General features: G+C 50.5%; 18 protein-coding genes. 2 read left to right on the forward strand and 16 right to left on the reverse strand.

The window, feature by feature from the left end; translation table 11 throughout:
- Nucleotides 1-14 precede the first annotated feature (14 nt).
- The 13 genes from GVY43_RS08545 to GVY43_RS08605 form a co-directional block, all read right to left on the reverse strand.
- Nucleotides 15-992 (reverse strand): glycosyltransferase, encoded by a 978-nt coding sequence (locus GVY43_RS08545; protein WP_159562889.1) that lies wholly within the window; start codon nucleotides 990-992, stop codon nucleotides 15-17.
- A gap of 14 nt (nucleotides 993-1006) precedes the next feature.
- Nucleotides 1007-2119, reverse strand: coding sequence for an NAD-dependent epimerase/dehydratase family protein (locus GVY43_RS08550; protein WP_159562890.1), 1113 nt, complete (start codon nucleotides 2117-2119; stop codon nucleotides 1007-1009).
- Entirely contained in the window at nucleotides 2083-3339 is a 1257-nt protein-coding gene (locus tag GVY43_RS08555; protein WP_236548945.1) for an acetyl-CoA carboxylase biotin carboxylase subunit family protein, read from the reverse strand. The genes GVY43_RS08550 and GVY43_RS08555 overlap by 37 nt, the downstream gene beginning before the upstream one ends.
- Entirely contained in the window at nucleotides 3248-4483 is a 1236-nt protein-coding gene (locus GVY43_RS08560; RefSeq protein WP_236548946.1) for a glycosyltransferase family 4 protein, read from the reverse strand. Before GVY43_RS08560 ends, GVY43_RS08555 begins: the two co-directional genes overlap by 92 nt.
- Nucleotides 4484-4488: 5 nt before the next feature.
- On the reverse strand, nucleotides 4489-5532 hold the full coding sequence (locus tag GVY43_RS08565) for a polysaccharide biosynthesis protein (protein ID WP_159562892.1): 1044 nt from the start codon (nucleotides 5530-5532) through the stop codon (nucleotides 4489-4491).
- Nucleotides 5533-5638: 106 nt separating this feature from the next.
- Entirely contained in the window at nucleotides 5639-6277 is a 639-nt protein-coding gene (locus GVY43_RS08570) for a sugar transferase (protein ID WP_159562893.1), read from the reverse strand.
- A 3-nt stretch (nucleotides 6278-6280) separates the two neighbouring features.
- Nucleotides 6281-7432 carry a non-hydrolyzing UDP-N-acetylglucosamine 2-epimerase gene (gene wecB, locus GVY43_RS08575; RefSeq protein WP_159562894.1) on the reverse strand — a complete coding sequence of 384 codons (1152 nt, stop codon included), beginning with the start codon at nucleotides 7430-7432 and terminating at the stop codon, nucleotides 6281-6283.
- 11 nt (nucleotides 7433-7443) lie between these two features.
- Entirely contained in the window at nucleotides 7444-9006 is a 1563-nt protein-coding gene (locus tag GVY43_RS08580) for an oligosaccharide flippase family protein (RefSeq protein WP_159562895.1), read from the reverse strand.
- Nucleotides 9007-9024: 18 nt separating this feature from the next.
- Nucleotides 9025-10071 (reverse strand): EpsG family protein, encoded by a 1047-nt coding sequence (locus GVY43_RS08585; protein ID WP_159562896.1) that lies wholly within the window; start codon nucleotides 10069-10071, stop codon nucleotides 9025-9027.
- 15 nt (nucleotides 10072-10086) lie between these two features.
- Entirely contained in the window at nucleotides 10087-11013 is a 927-nt protein-coding gene (locus tag GVY43_RS08590) for a glycosyltransferase family 2 protein (RefSeq protein WP_159562897.1), read from the reverse strand.
- Nucleotides 11010-12224 (reverse strand): glycosyltransferase, encoded by a 1215-nt coding sequence (locus GVY43_RS08595; RefSeq protein WP_159562898.1) that lies wholly within the window; start codon nucleotides 12222-12224, stop codon nucleotides 11010-11012. Before GVY43_RS08595 ends, GVY43_RS08590 begins: the two co-directional genes overlap by 4 nt.
- A gap of 10 nt (nucleotides 12225-12234) precedes the next feature.
- Nucleotides 12235-12933, reverse strand: a complete 699-nt coding sequence (locus GVY43_RS08600) for a CpsD/CapB family tyrosine-protein kinase (RefSeq protein WP_074035895.1) — start codon at nucleotides 12931-12933, stop codon at nucleotides 12235-12237.
- Nucleotides 12899-13657, reverse strand: a complete 759-nt coding sequence (locus GVY43_RS08605) for a YveK family protein (protein ID WP_159562899.1) — start codon at nucleotides 13655-13657, stop codon at nucleotides 12899-12901. Before GVY43_RS08605 ends, GVY43_RS08600 begins: the two co-directional genes overlap by 35 nt.
- A gap of 397 nt (nucleotides 13658-14054) precedes the next feature.
- Here GVY43_RS08605 and GVY43_RS08610 point away from each other — a divergent pair, with 397 nt between their 5' ends.
- On the forward strand, nucleotides 14055-15956 hold the full coding sequence (locus tag GVY43_RS08610) for a beta-glucoside-specific PTS transporter subunit IIABC (RefSeq protein ID WP_159562900.1): 1902 nt from the start codon (nucleotides 14055-14057) through the stop codon (nucleotides 15954-15956).
- 43 nt (nucleotides 15957-15999) lie between these two features.
- Nucleotides 16000-17454 carry a 6-phospho-beta-glucosidase gene (locus GVY43_RS08615; protein ID WP_159562901.1) on the forward strand — a complete coding sequence of 485 codons (1455 nt, stop codon included), beginning with the start codon at nucleotides 16000-16002 and terminating at the stop codon, nucleotides 17452-17454.
- 195 nt (nucleotides 17455-17649) lie between these two features.
- Here GVY43_RS08615 and GVY43_RS08620 read toward each other — a convergent pair whose 3' ends face one another.
- From GVY43_RS08620 to GVY43_RS08630, 3 genes are all read right to left on the reverse strand, one after another.
- Nucleotides 17650-17892: a hypothetical protein gene (locus GVY43_RS08620; RefSeq protein WP_159562902.1), complete on the reverse strand. Its 243-nt coding sequence runs from the start codon at nucleotides 17890-17892 to the stop codon at nucleotides 17650-17652.
- A gap of 93 nt (nucleotides 17893-17985) precedes the next feature.
- Nucleotides 17986-18579, reverse strand: coding sequence for a hypothetical protein (locus GVY43_RS08625; RefSeq protein WP_236548947.1), 594 nt, complete (start codon nucleotides 18577-18579; stop codon nucleotides 17986-17988).
- A 219-nt stretch (nucleotides 18580-18798) separates the two neighbouring features.
- Entirely contained in the window at nucleotides 18799-19761 is a 963-nt protein-coding gene (locus tag GVY43_RS08630) for an aldose epimerase family protein (RefSeq protein ID WP_159562903.1), read from the reverse strand.
- Nucleotides 19762-19795 lie beyond the last annotated feature (34 nt).

Consider the following 19795-nt stretch of genomic DNA (forward strand, 5'->3'; position numbering starts at 1 on the left):
CCTTTTCCTTTCGTTTAAGCGAATGCCCGATTTCGTATTCTAATCAGCCACTCCGTTAAATGTGGCTGCTTGATCATCAGGTAAGGTCGGATTCGATCGATTCCGACGAATCGATTCAGATACGCGTCATACCGAGTAGAACGTAACGCATCATACTCTCCCTTCAATCGGTGGAGCCCCACTTCAAAGGAAATCCGAGACAACTCCAGCTCCTGATGATATTTCCCATCGGTATAGGCATCAAATAAGTTGATAAACCGAATGAACTCCTCATGTCGCTTCACGTCACGTTCGACATCTCCTTCGTTCCAAATGGTCGTCGCCGACCCCTCGACCTCGTAGCGATATACACTCATCACTTCCGGCATGTAGTAGGCATATCCCCTGCTCGTGATATACAAGCGAATCGATGCATCTCGCGCCGGCGTCTCCTCGAGCCATCGTGGGGCGTCACGGAAATCGTTCACATACAACATGGACATCGTCGGAACGAACCCGAGTAACTGTAATTCTCCGGCATCATACGTCCGGGGCACGGATGAAGCGAACTTTCGATTTTCCGACATCCATGGAATGACGTGCCAATTCGTGTGGAGCTTCCCACCTGTCTCAACGTACGCATCGTGGAAACAAAGCGTACAGTCCGGATGGGCTTCCATATAGTCGACTTGCTTTTGCAATTTGTACGGGTCGGTCCAGTAATCATCGCCCTCACAAACCGCGATATATTTGCCGCGTGCCCGCTCCTCGTTCAACCGGGCGATGAACACGCCTTTTGAATATTGATTCTCCGTCTGATAGATGACGTTGAATGTTTCAGGATATTTCTGTTCATATTCACGGATGATATCTGCCGTCCGATCTGTCGAGGCGTCATCATGGATGAGAATCTCGACCTCGAAGTTCGTGCGCTGTGACAAAAAGCCTTCAATCGCCTGAGCGATGTATTTCTCGTGATTGTAAGTGATGCAGTTGATGCTCACCATGACCATGGTGAATCCCTCCTTTATGAGACTTCCGCGTCTTGTGCGACAGTGGCTGGATAGGTGTCCGGTTGACTCGCGTCGAACGGCTCGTTCACCCACATCACCGTCACTAAATCTTTCACGCCCGTGTTTTCGATATGATGGACGTACCCTGGCGGAATCTCGATGACTTCAAGCTGTTCTTCACTGACATGGAACGAGATGATATGATCTTGGTCCATCAACCGGAGCCGAATCACGCCTTCACCGCTGACGACGATGAACTGTTCATGTTTCGACTCATGCCAATGTTCCCCTTTTGTGATTCCAGGTTTGGCCACGTTGACGGAGACTTGACCACGGTCAGGCGTCTTGAACAGTTCTGTGAACGATCCCCGCACGTCCTGATGCATCAAGAGAGGCGTGACCATCCGTTCTTTCGGCAAGTAACTTAAGTACGTGCTGTACAGCTTTTTCGTAAAGGGATCCGATACATCCGGTACTCCTCTAGCCATACGGACCGCTTCGAACGATTCAATCATTCGGGCGAGGTCGAATAATGTGATTTGGTGCGTCAGGAAATCTGGATCGGCGCTTTCTGTTTTACACAGCGCCTCTACAAATGATGCGACGACGTCATCGACATGGGCGAGCGTCAACACATGATTTGGATGTGTGACCGTGACGTCTTCTCCTCTTGCAATCTGATAACAAAACGTCGTGACCGCACTGTTATAGAAAGGTCGCCCCCATTTGCCGAACAAGTTCGGGAGACGATAAATGTGAACCGGTGCCCCACTCCGTTGACCGTAAAGCCGCAAGATGTCCTCCGCTTCTCGTTTACTGTTTCCATAAGGATTGTCTTGAGTCGCTTGAATCGACGAGGCGAAAAAGACCGGGACCTGATTATAAGACAGCAATTCGGTTGTAATCGCCTCGGTCAAGTCGACGTTTCCAGTCGTGTATTCTTCGACTCGTTCAGGACGGTTCACTCCGGCTACATGATAGACGGCGTCGGCTCGACGTAGATAGTAGCTTCGTTCCACGGATGATGTCGAACGGGTGATTGGGAGGACGAGATGCCCCGCCCGCTCTAAGGCGTGGACGAGGTGTCTGCCTAAAAAACCGTTCGCACCGGTGACGACGATGTCCATGATTCTCCCTCCGTTTCTTCGGTTGACTGGATGTGTAAGGTCAGCCATCGCTCGGGATGTTCAACAAGTCGAAGCATCGTCTCAACGTCTTCAAACTCTAGAATCAAACTACCGAGTGCTTGATTTGCCCCTTCGAAGCGTGGGACCACATCTCCGACGTTGTAATAGATGTTCGCTTGTCGAATCGTACATGCGTCCTCATCGAAATGGACACCCATGAACTGACCCTTTTCTTGACTACCGATGATGAAATAGGCGGACGGTACGGTCACCGGCTTCATCTCGAGCGTCACCGGCATCCCGAGTGCGACATCAATCGTCGCCTGGACCAAGTCGACGCCTGTCGCTTGTTCGATGATTTGTGGGATGTAATTTCCTCCGTTCCGTGGACCGATATCCATCAGATAAACGTCTTCTCCTTTGACGAAGATGTCAAAATTGAACGCCCCTTGTTTGAAGCCGACTTCAGTCAACATCCGTTGCAACGTCTCATGTACCTGTTCGAGCACGTGAGGTGGATGCACACTCGGAAAACTCGCACTAATCGGAGCGAACGGGTTGATTCCATTCACATTGAAATGTCCGTTTCCGAAACAACGAAACACTAACTCCCCGTCGACGACAAATCCATCACCCGCTAGTTGATAGCCGTCTCGGGTAATGAACTCCTCCACGACCACTTCCTGATTGAACGACATCGTAAATGCCGATTGGAGATGGCGGCGAAGCTGCTCGATCCCGTTCCCCTGACTCCATTTGTTGACCCCTTTACTCCCTGAGGCGTCGGCCGGTTTGATGATGTACTCGCCCGCTCGATTCCGTAACGTTTCGACGGCTATTTCTAGTTCGGTAAACGCAAAGGCTTCCGGGACGGCAAAGTCATATCGCTGTAGGAATGTTCGAAACTTCGCTTTATTCGTCAACGTTTCGACCGTTTCTAGCGAGTTCGTCACTAAACCGAGCGCTTCTCCGACATAGGCGGCCGTTCGCGCCGCCGGGTCGGAGGCATAAGCGACAATCCCATCGATGCCTTCTTCTCTCGCGATGGCGAGGACTGCTTCCCGATCAAGCGTGCTCGTACAGTAATAGCGATCGGCCACGAGTCGACCTGGATTATCCGGTAGATAGTCACAGAGAACGGTGAATATCCCTTGTTGTTTCGCTTTTTGGATGATGGGAACTTGATGCATCGCGCCCCCGAGCAACATCAGCTTCAGCATGGTGAGAATCTCCTTTGCGATAAAGTGGTTGGAGTAAATCGGCGTAGATGGCAGCAGTACTGGCGTTCAGTCGCGGTGTCACGAGTTCTTTCGATTGTTGTCCGTGAGCTTTCAATTTTTCAGGATGTTCCAGATACCGCTTAAGCTCGGTCACGAGTGACACCACCGTCGGTTCGCATTTGTAACAGTTAATGCCTTCGTGCAGATGTCTCTCAACGTTGTTGACGTCATGGCTGACAACAATCCCCATCCCGGACGCGCAGGCTTCAATGATGCTGATGTTCCCGTTCGAATAGGTCGCCGGTAATACGAGGATGTCCGAACTCCGGTAAACGAGATTCAATCCTTCCCACGATTCAATTTCTTCAAGAAACGTGACGTCCGCCAACTGCTCGTCCTCGATATATCGCCGACACGCATCTGCGAGGTGTCCGTCGCGATTGAGCGACATGGAAAGGTTCGGATATTCTTCTTTCAAGATTCGATACGCCTCCAAGGCGACGAGCGGTTGATAACGTTCAATTAAGCGATTGGCAAATAACAGATGAATCGGGTCATTTGGTCCTTTCTGACGCAAGGGGTGCGACATATGCGTCTCGATATCAATCGGATAGGGTGCCGAGACGACTCGTTTGGAAGGGAAGCCTAGTTCTTTGATAAATTGATCGCGTGCGACGTTTCCCATTCCGAAAATCAAATCGGCCCGCTTGAACAGTCGATGAATCCGTGTGATCTTGTGCAAGCCGTTTTCTCTTGTCAATAACGTCGATTCTCCACTCGTTTCACCTCGTACGCTTCGAATAGGTTCACTCATGACGACGACGCGCACCCCGAACAGTTTGACGATTTGTAAGAGCAAGGCATGAAACGGGGTAAAGCCGGCTATTAGCAAGATATGCGGTCGAAACCGGATAAGTTGGACAAACACATCGAGTGACAGATAGTTCGTCTTTTTCGAGAAATAGGAGCCTCTCAAGATGCGACAGCGTTTACCAAGTGGGATGACCCACCAATCAGGACGTTGATCCGTGATTTGTCTATAAAACCAAAACTCAGTATCAAAATATTTATGGAGCGCGTCAGCGAATTTGACTTGATACGGGGAAGCCATATTGGATAAGAAGACGATTCGTTGTCTGGTCATCACACTCACCCGATTCGTTTCGCGGAAGCGGGAATCGTCCATTTCGCGAGTTCTTCCTGGATGTAAGGTAACGTCAACAAGAGTTCCTTCACTTCCTCCACATCGAGCTGTCTCGTATTGTTCGAGTTGTACTCGCCTTGAGCAGTCAGCTCCTGGCTGCCTTCACTGAAATACTTTTCGTAGTTCAAGTCACGATTGTCGGCCGGGACGCGGAAGAATCCACCCATGTCCTCGGAGACGACTTTCTCTTCCCGGGTCATCAACGTCTCGAACGCTTTCTCGCCGTGGCGGGTCCCGATGACTTTGATGGGAAGATCGACCCCGAACAGTTGTTTCACGGCTTCCGCGAGCACACCGATCGTCGAGGCAGGTGATTTTTGGACCATGATGTCACCTGCATGCGCATGATGGAATGCGAAGACGACGAGTTCGACCGCATCGGCCAAGCTCATCAAGAAACGCGTCATGAGCGGATCGGTCACGGTGAGCGGTTCCCCTTTTTTGATCTGCTCCACGAATAATGGGATGACCGACCCACGCGAGGCCATCACGTTCCCGTAACGGGTCCCGCAGATGAGCGTCCGGTCTGGTCCGACCGCACGGGCCTTGGCGACGAAGACTTTTTCCATCATCGCCTTGGAGATTCCCATCGCATTGATCGGGTAGGCCGCCTTATCCGTTGAAAGACAGATGACCTTCTCCACACCCGCCTCGATGGCGGCATTCAGGACGTTTTCCGTACCGAGAATATTCGTCTTCACCGCTTCGATTGGGAAAAACTCACACGAGGGAACTTGTTTCAGTGCCGCCGCGTGAAAGACGTAATCGACGCCGTACATGGCATTTTTGACGCTGTTCGGGTCCCTTACATCGCCAATGTAGAATTTTAATTTGTCATGATGATAGCGATTGCGAATGTCTTCTTGTTTCTTCTCATCCCGTGAAAAGATGCGAATCTCTTTGATGTTCGTATCGAGGAATCGCTCCATCACGGCATTGCCGAACGATCCCGTCCCACCTGTGATGAGCAATGTTTTGTTGGAAAACATAAGAAGGCTCCTTTCGTAGCTGTCTAGTCTCAGATGTAGGAAGAGCGGTATGTCATCATTTACCCGGTTGATCTCACTTAAATTGGTAACTTAATGGAAACCGTTATCATTTTTTCGCAACATGCATCATCTTCTTTTCTTCAGATGTCGGGCTGGGTGGAGGCGCCCCTTCCACGATTCCTTCCCGGAGCAAAACGTTCCTGACGGTCAAGGCGATACAGCGCAGATCGAACCAAAAGCTCATCTGGCGAACGTATTCCCCGTCGAGTTTCGCCTTCATCTCAATCGGAAGCTCATCACGTCCCTTCACCTGCGCCCATCCGGTCAGACCCGGTAACGCTTCTGTCGCTCCCACTTGTCGACGGGCCTCGACTAAGTCGTCCTGATTCCACAGTGCGGGTCTCGGTCCGACGATGGCCATCTCCCCTTTTAAAATGTTTACGAGCTGTGGCAATTCATCGAGACTCGTCTTGCGAAGAAGCGCCCCTACGCGCGTGATATGTTTCGTGGAGTCGTTAAACAGATGTGTCGGGACATCGTTCGGGGTGTCTTGATGCATCGTCCGGAACTTATACATCCAAAAACGTGTCTCCCGTAATCCGATGCGCTCCTGTTTGAAAAAGACGGGACCCCTCGAATCGATTTTGATCAAGAGGGCGATGAGGAGCAGGAACGGGGCAAGAAGAAGGAGCGCGACTCCGCTGAGCGTACCGTCAAAAACTCGTTTGAACGTCATATAGTCCATGGCTCACACCTCTTTCTTCTCGGTCGACACCGTATGTTGCTTCCACACTTCTCGCATCACGTAGTCTGTGTAGGACAACAAGATGCGGAGCACTTTATCGGAGACGTTCGGCATGGCGTAATCGTTCACGAGTCGCATCGGACCTTCCGTCTCTTCTAAGATTTGAAGCGCCTGAAGCACTCGCTCCCGCTTCAATCCGACCATCATTGCCGCCCCTTCTTCCATCGCCTCCGGACGCTCATGCGCTTGTCGGATATTCAACCCTTTGATCCCAAGAATCGAGCTCTCTTCACTGATCGTACCGCTGTCCGACAACACGGCCTTCGCATGGAGTTGCAGGTGGACGTAGTCACTGAAGCCGAGCGGCTTGAGGGTACGAATGTTTGGATGGAGACGCACCCCACTCTCACGAATGCGTTTTGCCGTCCGGGGATGGGTGCTGACGATGAGGGGGAGCTGGTACGTTGTCGCGACCGCATTGAGCGTGTCGACGAGATCGAAAAAGTTCTCGTCATCACTGATGTTTTCATCGCGATGGGCCGATACGACGAAATAGGCATCTCGCTCCAAGTCGAGCCGTTCGAGCACGTCTGACCGCTCGATCTTCTCCTGTTGACGATGGAGCACCTCGTACATCGGGCTCCCCGTCTTGATGATGCGGTCCGCCGGTAACCCTTCACGAAGCAGATACTCGCGTGCGATGTCACTATAGGTCAGATTGATGTCGGCGATATGGTCGACGATGCGACGATTCGTCTCCTCCGGGACCCGTTCATCAAAACAGCGATTCCCTGCCTCCATATGGAAGATGGGAATGTGATGACGTTTTGCGGCGATGGCTGCGAGACAGCTGTTCGTGTCCCCGAGTAGCAAGACCGCGTCCGGACGCTCGGATGCGAGCACGGGATCGATGGCGATGAGGATATTGCCGATCGTCGCCATCGGACCATCCGCCGAGGCGTCTAACACATAATCCGGTGTCCGCAGGCCAAAGTCTTCAAAGAAAATCTGATTCAATTCGTAATCATAGTTTTGTCCCGTATGAACGAGCACATGATCGATTGCCTCGGAGGCTTCGAGACGTGCCATCACGGCGGACAATCGAATGATTTCGGGTCTAGTACCAACAATCGTCATGACCTTGAGTCGTTTCATCTTGTTCCCTCCTAGGATGTGTGGTGAATGGATAGGATGCGTAGTTTCAATTGAGCGAACACTTGGCGGAACATGGCTTTCTCCGTTTCATCAAATGCGAGTCCCCACATGATGATGGCGTATATGCTGATGAGCACGATTCCCTTCAAGCCGAAGCCGAACCAGTTCGAGGACGGGAAGAAGAACTGGATTCCCCAGCCGATGAGCGTGTACAGGAGAATACCGGGCAAGAGTTTCAGATGGCATTTGCGGAAAAAGCCAAGAATGTCGAGACCGAGGACCCGATGATAAATCACGTTCATATAGAAGACGAGACCGACGATGTTGCCGATGCAAATGGCGATGGCCGCACCAATCGGACCAAAGTGTGGAATCAACAGTGGCGAGAGCGTCATACTGATGGCGGCCACGATAAGGGCTGCGAACGCCCGATACTTCACCTTGTTTTCGGCAATGAGTGTCGTGTTGCCGATGTCTTGCGTCAACGTGATCACACTCGGTGCAATCAAGAGAAGCGCGATCACGTAGGAGTCGGTGAAGTCTGGTCCGACCCATAGGTGCATGAACTCTCGACCGAGGATGAAGAACGAAGCGAGAATGAGTCCGACGATATACAGTTGAATTCGACCGATGCGGACGAAGAGGTACCCGATGGCCTCACGATCGTTTCGGGACAACATCCGACTGACCTTCGGAAGGAATAAGTAACCGAGCGAGGCCGCGATGGTCCAGACATACCCTTCGATGACCATCCCGACGGAAAAGAGGGCAATCGAGGCACTGCCTGCTAGAATCCCTAGTAGGCTCGGGGTGATGTTCAACACGAAGCGTTGGGCGACGAGCGTGATCGTGCTCCAGGACGTGAAACTAAAGATGTCCTGATATATCCCTTTCTCTCGATTCTGAAAGTTGGCACGGACGAGAGTCTTGCGCCGAATGAAGACGTATTCGATGAGTAGGACAATCGTGCCGACCAACGCATTGACGATGACAAGGGCGTACAACCCATAGCCGAGAAGAAGCGCGGTGACCATCAAAGCGACCGTCCCGACCTTCTCAGCGAGATGCAGGGCACTCGAGAAGAGGAATTGTTCATGGGATACGAGAATGCCAGAGAATGGCTTCGTCGGGAACGAGACGACGATGAACAGTCCTGCGATGACATAGAGCACTTTCAACTGTTCGAGTTCGGTCGCCGTCAAACTCGAGTAAATCGAGTCCAAGAAGAAGTAGACGACGGCGAGGATGAGGAAGAGGACGAGCGAGATGGCGATGAACAGTTTATAGGCGATGCCTAAAAATCGTCCTGCCCGCTCGTGGTCCCCCTCCGCCATATACTTGCTCATGAATCGTGAGACGGCCGCATCGAGCCCGAAGTCCATCGCGAACATACTGATGAGCGAGATGGTCAGCATATACAACCCGTAACTCGCCTGCCCGATCTCATGAATCATCCACGGCGTATAGATGAGACCGGATAAGATCCCGAAAAAGATTTGCGTGTAGGACATGACCGCTCCAATCTTGATTTTGCGGTTACTGGCTGCCTCGTCTAGCGTCATGCGTGTCGACATATGCTTCACCTCCTCGTGTTACCAAAAGAACGAATACACCGGCGCTTCGCGAATGAACAAGAGACCGAGCAACATAACTGCCGAGTAATAGACAACGAGTCGTTCCCGCCGCTCGAACGTGCCGACAATCTCCGGAATCATCAACAACAGGAAGAGTGAGAAGTACTGGACGAGCCGCATCATGGACGGGTTTAAGAACGTCAACGGCAAGAGACAGGCTGCGAGTAACAACGCGTTGAAGAAATGGATGGCGGATGGATTGTTCGCTAAAATTTGATCTTTTCGCCATAGTGCAATGAAGAGAACAGAGAGCAACATCAGACTGAAGTTGACCGCGCCGGCCCCTTCCATGGCGCTGTAGGTCTCATAGCCAGACACTTGAACGAGCAGATCGAAGAACGAATTCCGGAAGACGAACAATCCGATGACGACCCCGAACATGGTCATCAAATACGCTTTGGTCAGTTGCTTGTTCGCTAAAAAGTAGAACGGGACGAAGATGAGCGAGGATTTATGAATCGTCATGGCGATGCATACGAGCAGAAGGAACCAGCCCAACTTCCGCGCCCGCACGAAATGGTATCCGACGAGCACGACGAGCGCGGTCGCCACCGTTTGGCGTAAGCCGGTGACGGCGAAGAATTCGTAGAAGAGGACCGAAAAGAGCAGGAAACTGATGAGCGGTTCGCTCGAGTATTTGTAGATGAAATAGCCGAGTGGGATCATGAAAATCATCGCGATGAGCACGAGATACACTTGATAGTCCGTAATCACATACTGGATGAGACGTTGGAACAGGTAGAAACCCGGGTCCTCGCTCTCAGTGAAGACGATTTCAAAGAAGCGGTCGGTGAACGCACCGAGCGGTAACGTTTGCGACTGAAGGAAGAGTGCCTTGTACTGCGCGGTATCTGCCCCGACGGTGACGTCTCGGAAGCCTGACAAGACGATCCATTGAATCGTGGCGAAAGATACGAACCAAGCACGGCGACTCGGAATCTCGTGACGGATCAACAACAGTCCCCAACCGACCAACAGCGCCATATTGACTAAATAGATCGTCATCTCAACCCCTCCTTTCTAACGATAAATCAGATTGGTCATCCCTCGATATAGAGACAGCAGGTTTGAAAACAGGATACCGTTCCAGCGAAGCCACCGATATTCCAGCGGTCCAAAGTAACGATTCACATCATGTGTCGTTAAGTACTGTTCCCGTACGTCCGCCGCATTTTCTTTAAACGTGTGCTTCAGAATGATGGCGGTCAATTCCTCTCCGTTATCACGCACCTCGACGTCCTGGAGTAGCCGCTTCAGATAGCGATTCGATTCCATCGTGGCTCGATGTGCGATTTTTTTCGTCTGTTGCTCGCCGTGAATCCGTGAATAGACGAGCGGCTCACGCATCACGTAAAAGTCGAACCCATCGAGCGCCAACTCGACCCAGCAGATCCAGTCTTGAATGAAGCGGTCCTCTAACGAAAAACGCCGATGTTCGAACGCTCGTCGCGGAATCAAGAGCGCGCATCCGTTCAAAGTCGAGGACAACAGCAAGTGACGGAACATGTCCTGACTCGAATAGAATCCGCTCACTTTCCGTTGCACCCGTCGGATTGCCTCCCCATTTTCGTCAATGAACGCCGTCCCTGTGACGACGATTGTCTGGTTCATCGGGAGATGTTGCTCGTGCAATGCGGCGAGCTGTCGTTCGATCTTTGTCGGTTCGTACACGTCATCGTGACTGAGCCAGGAGAAATAGTCTCCGTTCATTTCTTCAATCCCACGATTCAACGCACTCGAGACGCCCCCATTTTCCTTTTCCACGTAGCGAATTTTCTTGCCGTAACTTGTCGCAATCGCCGCCGTTTTCCCGTCATCAGTCGAGCCGTCGTTGACGACGATCACTTCAATCGAAGGATGCGTCTGGGCTAAGGCGCTGTCGATACATGTCCGTAAATAATCGCTCCCGTTATAGACGGGGATGATGATGGATACGAGTGGTGTCATAAAGCGTTCCTCACTTTCTCGGTTTGCAGCTCCTCATACACGTGCAGGTAGTCCTCCGCCCGGTCGAATAAGTCGAACCGTTGACGCGCTTCGTTCGCACAAGCGATTCGTGAGATCGAGGCGTGATGGAGACGATCGAGTCCGTCCATTACATCTTCGACCGATCGCGTGGCGACGACGACACCGGTCCGTTCTGTCACAAGTTCCGGACTGGCCGTGGAATTGAGGACGAGAACTGGCGTGCCACAGGCGAGTGCCTCTGCCGTCACGTTTCCAAATGATTCTTCCTCTGACAGGTTCAACAAGACGTCTGCCGCGGCATAGTAAGAAGCCAATTCGCTCGGGTCATGTGTCTCCTGAACGTGAAGCACATTCGCCGGCAGGTCATGTTGTTCAGGCATCTGTCCGACTAAGACGATTTGGTCGGACGGTCTGACCGTGGCCAACTCCATGAAGGCAGACAATCCTTTCGCCTCCGTCCAATGGCTCGCCACACCGAGAAGAATGTGTTGTCCCGTCAACCCGAGGCGTGCCCGAAGTGGGGCTACCTCTTTCGGTGTGAACGTCTCCAAATCGACCCAGTTGTAGATGCGACGAATGATGGAGGCGTGTTGCAGAATCGAGAAGTGGGCTTCCATCGTGATCCAATCCGACACTCCCACTACTGCCAAGCGTGGAATGGCGTCGTACCATTGGCGCTTGTCCGCCAACATCTCGCCGGTCCGGTCTAAAAACCAGCTCGGGATGTCTTCTTTTAAGAGCGGGCATTGTCCACATCCATCCTTCCAGCGCGTACATCCGACCGCCGTATAGTGGGTACATTTCCCGGTGAATAGCCAGCAGTCGTGAAGCGTCATGACGGTGGCGATGTCCTGCTTCGCCAAATACTCAAATAACGTCTGAAGATGAAGGTAATTGGCGTGAAGATTATGAAGATGAACCACGTCCGGCCGAAAGCTGTCCATGAAGGCAATCAAGTCAGCGGTCGACCGTTTAGACGTGTACCCTTGGCGCCCCGTCACGCGGGCGTGGAGCGCATGTCGCTTCGTTTCCCACGCCTGTCCGACTACCACACTCGTCTCGGTCACCGGTCCGGTCGCATGGGCGATTCGGACGTTGTGTCCGTAAGAGGCATGAACGGATGCGAGCTCTTTACACATCCGACCGGTGCTTTTCACTTCGTTGATGGCATTGATGTGTAGAATATTCATGTCCGAGACCTCACTCGTATGCGTAGTAGGTGTTGTTATCACGAGAAGAACGTTTGTTGAGGACGAGACCGAGAAGTTGTGACCCGGTCCGTTCAAGTTGTTCTTTCGCCTTCAGGACGAGCTGACGATCTGAGTTCTCGCAACCGATCACGAGAATCGTCCCATCGGATACGTTGGCCAACAGTCGAGCATCGGCGACGTGCATCATCGGAGGTGTGTCGACAATCACGATATCAAACTGTTCACGCAAATCACTCAGGAGGTCCGTCATGCGTGACGAGGCGATCAGTTCGGTCGGATTCGGTGGAATCGGACCGGCCGCCAGCAAGGTCAGACGCGGAATATCCGTTTTTTGGAGCGCATGTTCGAGCGTGACGCGACCGGCCAATACGGTAGACAATCCCGCATGTGCTGACATCTGAAACGTTTGGTGTGCCGTCGGTTTGCGCATATCACAATCGATGATGACGACATTTTTTCCGAGTTGCGCATAGACGACCCCTAGGTTTGCCGCCGTGGTCGACTTCCCTTCCCCGGACGAAGCGGAAGTGATCGTGATCATCTGTAACTTATGGCCGACGGACGTGAACTCCAGATTGGTCCGAATTGTCCGATATTGTTCAGAAATCGGTGACTTCGGATTCGCCAACGTGACGAGATCCCGTTTTTTATAATCAAGACGATTGGCGTTCTTTTTTCGACCGAACATGCGAAACGTCTCCTTTCACTTGGGGTGTCGCTTCTTTCACATTTTTCATTTTCAAATCCCGGCGTTCGATTGTCGGAATCGATCCGATGACTGGCAAATCCAGCAACCGTTCCGCTTCTTGCTCATTCCGGATGCGTTTATCAAAGACGTGGCGTAATAGACCGATGAATCCACCTAACAAGAATCCGGCGAAAAGACCGATTGCCGTGTTGAGCAGTACGTTCGGTGAGACAGGCGCTTCCGGAATTTCGGCTGGAGATAAAATTCGAACGTTGTCGATGTTCATCAGATCCGGAATTTCAGAAACGAACACTTCACTGATCACATTGGCCGTTTCCGCTGCCACGACCGGGTCGTTCGCGGTGACGAACACATTGATGACTTGCGATTCCTCTTCACTTTCTACGGTGAGTGCATCCGAGAGCGGGTCTGGTGCGCTCGGCACCTGTTCTTTGACTTTCTCAAGAACAGCCGGGCTCTTCATGATGACGCGATACGTATTGACGAGTGAGAGCGAGGATAACACTTCCGAACTGTCTACGCGGTTGTCTTCTTGTTGTGTAACGAGTAGCACTTGTGTGGACGCCTCATATTTCGGCTGGATGAATGAAGTGCTCAAATAGTAAGCTAAGAGTCCGACGAGAACCATACTCACGAACATCCATTTCTTACTTTTCTTGAGAACTTCCACGAGATCGCCCACGATCGTCGTTTGTTCCTTCATGTTGGTTTCCTCCCTACAGACAGATTAAATGACCGAAATCAGGCGCAGGTTAACTGTAGTACCTTCTTACCCCCTTCATCTTGATAATTGAAAAGAAGGATTTATCATTTTTTCGCAACATCATGTCATGATGCCGTTCCGCTTTCTTCTTTTACGTTGTAGAGAGGATCGGAAAACAAAAAAAGTGGAATGTAAGCGTTGACATTTTGAATTGCTGCATGCTACATTTCAATTATCAAATAACAACTGAACGGTATCCTGCGCAGGAATGTTACCTTTAGTGGGCATAACCTGACTCGAGTCGGATGAATGACGTGATTTCACGTTCTTCGTTTGACACGAGTCAGGTTTTTTATTTGACGCAAACCAAAATTATGGGAAAAGGAAGGGAACGGACATGAAATATGAACAGCTCGCACGCGATATTATTCAACATGTTGGCGGGAAAGAGAACGTCAATAGCGTCGTCCACTGTATCACCCGTTTGCGTTTCAAATTAAAGGATGAACAAAAAGCAGATACCGAAACCATCAAAAACATGGATGGGGTCGTCACGGTCATGAAGAGCGGTGGTCAATACCAAGTAGTCATCGGGAATCATGTACCAGAAGTGTATAAAGCCGTCGTCGAGGTCGGCGGATTCCAACAACAGTCTCCAATTGAAGAAGAGAACGCTCCAAAGGGATCGTTGTTCAGCCGTTTTATCGATATCATCTCTAGCATCTTTACTCCTGTGCTCGGCGTCTTAGCAGCGACCGGGATGATCAAAGGATTCAACGCCCTGTTCGTCGCACTCGGTTGGCTCGACAATACGTCAGGTACGTATCAATTGTTGAATGCCATCGGGGATTCGCTGTTCTACTTCTTCCCGATTTTCCTCGGCTATACGGCCATTAAGAAATTCGGAGGAAGTCCGTTTATCGGTATGGCCATCGGGGCGTCACTCGTCTATCCGACCTTATCGACGCTGACGGCTGGAGATCCTCTCTATACGGTCTTTGCTGGAACCATGTTCGAGTCACCGATTCATATCACGTTCCTCGGTGTTCCTGTCATCTTGATGACGTACTCGACTTCCGTCATTCCAATTATTATCGCGGCATTCTTTGCAGCAAAACTTGAGAAGTTCTTGAAGACTGTCATTCCAGACGTCATCAAAATGTTCATCGTTCCACTACTCACTTTGTTGATTGTCGTACCACTCACATTCATCTTGATTGGACCAATCGCGACTTGGGCAGGGATGCTTCTTGGTAGCGCCACGGTCGCTGTATATAACTTGAGCCCGCTCGTCGCCGGCCTATTCCTCGGTGGATTTTGGCAAGTGTTCGTCATCTTCGGTCTTCATTGGGGGCTTGTCCCGGTCGCCATCAACAACTTGACGTCACTCGGGGCTGACCCGATTCTCGCACTTGTGTTTGCAGCATCGTTCGCACAAATCGGTGCCGTGCTCGCAGTCTTCTTCAAAATTAAAAATCAAAAGATTAAAACGCTCACGATTCCGTCCTTCATTTCAGGTATCTTCGGTGTGACCGAGCCCGCTATTTATGGGGTGACGCTCCCCCTCAAAAAACCGTTCATCATGAGCTGTATCGGTGGTGCTGTCGGTGGTGGAATCATGGGTGTCATGGGTACACAAACTTATATCATCGGGGGGCTCGGTGTCTTCGGCTATCCGTCCACCATCTCGCCTGAAGGCATCACAACTGGTTTTTATGGTTCACTCATCGGAACGGCCGTTGCTTTCATCGTCGGGTTCGTCTTGACTTACCTCTTTGGCGGTGTCAATCAAGCAGCAACCGCGACACCACAATCAGAAGTTACACCGGTCGCCAAAGAAGTATCTGCGACAACTGTCGGTCAGGAACAAGTCGTTAGCCCGCTTCAAGGAACTGTCGTCCGTTTGAAAGATATCTCGGATGTCGCCTTCTCATCTGGTTCACTCGGTCAAGGTGTTGCCATCGAACCGACGGAAGGGAAACTGATCGCCCCGGTTTCCGGTACCGTGTCTGCCCTCTTCCCGACACATCATGCCATCGGGATCACAACGGAATCAGGGGCTGAAATCCTGATCCATATCGGTATGGATACCGTTCAACTAGACGGGAAGCATTTCAAAGCGCACGTCACACAAGGTGAATTTGTCGAAAAAGGACAACTGCTGATCGAATTCGATATCGACGCGATCAAGCAATCAGGTCGTGCGTTGACGACACCTGTGATTGTCACGAACCGAAAAGCACTCTCACCAAACTACGCCTCACATGTCCAGACGGGCGATCCGATTTTCATCATCTAATGAATCAAGTGGGAGGATTTTTCCTCCCGCTAATATAGAAAGGATGGATACGATGAGTTTTCCAAAAGGATTTTTATGGGGTGGCGCCATTGCCGCCAACCAAGCAGAAGGCGCTTATGCAGAAGGGGGAAAAGGTTTAACTACCGTCGACTTGTTGCCGACGGGTAAGAAACGCTTCGATGTCATGTTTGGAGAATTGCCATCATTAGAACCTATGCCCGGAGAGTTTTATCCTTCGCATGAAGCGATTGATTTTTACCATTACTACAAAGAAGACATCGCTTTATTCGCTGAGATGGGATTCAAGGCACTTCGCCTCTCGATCGCATGGTCAAGAATCTTCCCGAACGGAGATGACGTGGAGCCGAACGAGGAAGGTTTGCAGTTTTATGATGATGTCTTCGATGAACTATTAAAACATGGGATTGAACCGGTCGTGACAATCGCTCACTTCGATGTACCTGTCAGCTTGATCAAAAAATATGGAAGCTGGCGCAATCGACGAGTCGTCGACTTCTTCGAGACATATGCGAAGACCCTCTTCACCCGCTACAACGGTAAAGTGAAGTATTGGATGACGTTCAACGAGATCAATATGCTACTCCACCTCCCATTCATTGGAGCGGGCATCGTGTTCGAGGACGGAGAAGACAAGCAACAAGTGAAGTATCAGGCGGCCCATCATCAACTCGTCGCGAGTGCGAAAGCCGTCAAAGCAGCTCACGAAATCAATCCTGATCTACAGGTTGGTTGTATGCTTGCTGCTGGTCAAACATATGCCTATTCGTGTAACCCGAATGATGTGTTAGATGCAATGGACAAAGACCGTGAATCGTTCTTCTTCATCGACGTCCAATCACGTGGAGAGTACCCGGGATATGCCAAACGATATCTCGAGGAGCAAGGTATTACGCTTCAGATAGAAGAAGGAGACCTCGAACTGTTGAAAGAGCATACGGTCGACTACATCGGCTTCAGCTATTATGCAAGTCGGACGACGAGTACGGATCCAGAGATAAACCAGTCGACCGAAGGAAACATTTTCAGTTCACTCGAGAATCCGTTCCTCGAGAAATCGGAATGGGGCTGGACGATTGACCCGACCGGTTTCCGGATCACGGCGAACCAACTGTATGACCGCTATCAAAAGCCCCTATTCGTCGTCGAGAACGGACTCGGTGCCGTCGATACACCGGATGCGACCGGATATGTCGAAGACGATTATCGCATCGACTATATGGCGAAACATATCGAACAGATGCACGAGGCCATCAAGGACGGTGTCGACATCATCGGCTACACAAGCTGGGGTCCGATTGACTTGGTGAGTGCGTCGACAGGTGAGATGAAGAAACGCTACGGCTTCATCTATGTCGATAAAGACAATGAAGGCAACGGAACGCTCACACGTTCGAAGAAAAAGAGCTTCGATTGGTATAAGCAAGTGATTGCGACGAACGGGGAGAGATTGACTTTTGAGGCGTCTGTCGAAAAATAAAGTAGGTTCATGACCATATGTATCCCTTAGGTCCACCGATGAAGGAGATGAGTCACGAACCTCATGGACATAAGAAAATCAAGCAAAGGATTAGATCGATTATTTGCGAGATTGTCATTTCGATGACCCGATTTACACTAGCTTTCTATGACAGAGTGTACGCCAGAAAACAAGACGCATGAACCAGGTATCGGTTCATGCGTCTTGTTTGGATTGCTGAAGAAACGCCAACAAAAGCGGCATCAAGTAGATGATAGAGAGACCGAGCAACATTGTATCTGACAAAATCGGTGTAAACGTCGTGTTGATGAGATAAATTGTCCATAATCCTAAAAAACCAATGACGTACAGCCACTTCAATTGTCGATGCGATGAAAAAAGTGGCGATCGCAATGCGATGATGCCATACATGCCTGCCATAAGAATAATGAAATTCATGTTGACCTCCTACTCAGACGATCATTGTGGAAATATACCGGATGGAATTGCTGCATATCCTAAACCCGTGAAGCGAATTCGCACACCATTTCCTTAATGTTCATCTTTAATCATTTGACCAAATCCGATAAATCCTCCGCCAATCGTTCCCGCAATCGCGCTTGCTAGTTGCGTAGGTGGTGTTGGAATATAGCGTGAAAGTGTCGCCAATCCAACCGACGCTCCGCCCCCGGCCTTAAATGACTGATACGTCGTTCTTGTTTCGTTACAGTCTAAGTAAATATTGTAGCCCCACCAATACACTTTATGACCTGATTGACCGCACCCTTTACCAGAAGACGCCGTAGCCGTCGCTTGGAGTGTTTTGGTTGAATGACTTGGAGAAATACTTAAATCTTGATTGACTTTCATATCACCCTTTTTGATTAGTTCATTCATATGTGAAAAACTTGTTTCGACTCTTTGAATAAATTCATTTGGTAAATCAAGTGACTGATAGTTCTCGTTTAACCGTAGTGTACCATCAGCTTGAATCTCCACATACGGTTCAAGTTCTTGAATATAGTCGTCTGATTTTAGAACGTTTACGTTACTATCTTCCGCGCTCACAGAGGTAGTAAACATTATCCCTAAAATCCAAACACATACTAACGAAAATGCAGTTTGTCGAATCAATGTAGTATTCATATTTTTCCCTCCTTGCTAAAAATCGTAACATATCCAAGTTACAACTGGATATTATATCCAATACTTAATTTACATTTCGTCTTCTTTTCATTTTTACAAAATAAGAAATATTATGAAATACACACCTCTTCTACTCTACTTCAATTAAAAAAGATTGATTCACTGAGAGCGAATCAATCTTTCGGAATTATCACGCCATCGCATGATGAGTTTCACTTTTCACTCCACCCCAAACCGATACACCGTCCGTGAGTGATAAAGCTCACCCGGTTTTAGCTCGATGGAGGTCGCAATGTCTGGATGGTTCGAAGCGTCCGGATACGCCTGTGCCTCGAGACAAATCGCACTATGTCTCTGCCGACCGTCGAGCGTCACCGGTGTCTCTTCACTGAGGAAATTCCCTGTGTAGACGACCATGACGGGTTGATTCGTTTCGACCGTCATCGTCCGTCCGCTCATTGGGTCGTGTAATCGAATCGGTTCATCCTTCAAGATAAACGGATGATCGAGACCGCTCGCCCTTTCAATCGCCTCGTCTCCCGACACGAGCGCCTCTCGGACCGGTTTTCCGTCTCGGAAGTCGAACGGCGTCCCGCCCACATCACGTAACTCTCCTGTCGGCAGCGACTCCGCATCGAGCACCCCGACCGAATCGGCTGGTAGCGTCAGCTCATGGTCGTGGATGGTCGAGCGTCCGCCGAGATTGAAGTAGTTATGATGGTTCAAGTTGATCCACGTCCGTTGGTCCGTTTCCGCTGTCATCGTGACAATCAGTTCATTGTCATCCGTCAGTTCATATGACACTTTAAAGAAGACGTTCCCCGGGTATCCTTCTTCCCCGTCCGGACTGAGATACGTGAACTGAATGCACTGTTCGTCGGCGTCTATCTCCCAGTGACGGGCCGTGATGCCTTTGTCGCCTCCGTGAATATGGTGGGGCGCCTCGCTTGGGGTCAAGGCGACACCCTCAATCTCTGCGTCACGAATCCGTCCGGCAATCCGTCCAACGACCGACCCGAGATAGACCGGGTTTTCTAAGTATTGAGAGACGTCACCATATTTCAAGATAACCGAGTCGAGGTTGCCGTCTCGGTCCGGGGCTGTCAGTTCCGTCATCGCACAGCCATAGTCGATGGCGGATAGTGTCATGCCGTTGGCGTTTTGAATCGTCGCTTGTTTCATGCCATCACCTTTCTAACCCGTCATCGGGCAATTG

The sequence above is a fragment of the Exiguobacterium sp. 8H genome, from assembly GCF_902506255.1.
Taxonomy (GTDB): Bacteria; Bacillota; Bacilli; order Exiguobacteriales; family Exiguobacteriaceae; genus Exiguobacterium; species Exiguobacterium profundum.

What these genes read in the sequence shown, in the direction of transcription:
- GVY43_RS08630 (WP_159562903.1), bottom strand. Translation starts at nt 19,761, where the DNA reads ATGAAACAAGCGACGATTCAAAACGCCAACGGCATGACACTATCCGCC.
- GVY43_RS08600 (WP_074035895.1), bottom strand. Translation starts at nt 12,933, where the DNA reads ATGTTCGGTCGAAAAAAGAACGCCAATCGTCTTGATTATAAAAAACGG.
- GVY43_RS08620 (WP_159562902.1), bottom strand. Translation starts at nt 17,892, where the DNA reads ATGAATTTCATTATTCTTATGGCAGGCATGTATGGCATCATCGCATTG.
- GVY43_RS08625 (WP_236548947.1), bottom strand. Translation starts at nt 18,579, where the DNA reads ATGAATACTACATTGATTCGACAAACTGCATTTTCGTTAGTATGTGTT.
- GVY43_RS08555 (WP_236548945.1), bottom strand. Translation starts at nt 3,339, where the DNA reads ATGCTGAAGCTGATGTTGCTCGGGGGCGCGATGCATCAAGTTCCCATC.
- GVY43_RS08590 (WP_159562897.1), bottom strand. Translation starts at nt 11,013, where the DNA reads ATGACACCACTCGTATCCATCATCATCCCCGTCTATAACGGGAGCGAT.
- GVY43_RS08550 (WP_159562890.1), bottom strand. Translation starts at nt 2,119, where the DNA reads ATGGACATCGTCGTCACCGGTGCGAACGGTTTTTTAGGCAGACACCTC.
- GVY43_RS08585 (WP_159562896.1), bottom strand. Translation starts at nt 10,071, where the DNA reads ATGACGATCTATTTAGTCAATATGGCGCTGTTGGTCGGTTGGGGACTG.
- GVY43_RS08570 (WP_159562893.1), bottom strand. Translation starts at nt 6,277, where the DNA reads ATGGACTATATGACGTTCAAACGAGTTTTTGACGGTACGCTCAGCGGA.
- GVY43_RS08565 (WP_159562892.1), bottom strand. Translation starts at nt 5,532, where the DNA reads ATGTTTTCCAACAAAACATTGCTCATCACAGGTGGGACGGGATCGTTC.
- GVY43_RS08605 (WP_159562899.1), bottom strand. Translation starts at nt 13,657, where the DNA reads ATGAAGGAACAAACGACGATCGTGGGCGATCTCGTGGAAGTTCTCAAG.
- GVY43_RS08615 (WP_159562901.1), top strand. Translation starts at nt 16,000, where the DNA reads ATGGATACGATGAGTTTTCCAAAAGGATTTTTATGGGGTGGCGCCATT.
- GVY43_RS08560 (WP_236548946.1), bottom strand. Translation starts at nt 4,483, where the DNA reads ATGACCAGACAACGAATCGTCTTCTTATCCAATATGGCTTCCCCGTAT.
- GVY43_RS08580 (WP_159562895.1), bottom strand. Translation starts at nt 9,006, where the DNA reads ATGTCGACACGCATGACGCTAGACGAGGCAGCCAGTAACCGCAAAATC.
- GVY43_RS08595 (WP_159562898.1), bottom strand. Translation starts at nt 12,224, where the DNA reads ATGAATATTCTACACATCAATGCCATCAACGAAGTGAAAAGCACCGGT.
- wecB (WP_159562894.1), bottom strand. Translation starts at nt 7,432, where the DNA reads ATGAAACGACTCAAGGTCATGACGATTGTTGGTACTAGACCCGAAATC.
- GVY43_RS08610 (WP_159562900.1), top strand. Translation starts at nt 14,055, where the DNA reads ATGAAATATGAACAGCTCGCACGCGATATTATTCAACATGTTGGCGGG.
- GVY43_RS08545 (WP_159562889.1), bottom strand. Translation starts at nt 992, where the DNA reads ATGGTCATGGTGAGCATCAACTGCATCACTTACAATCACGAGAAATAC.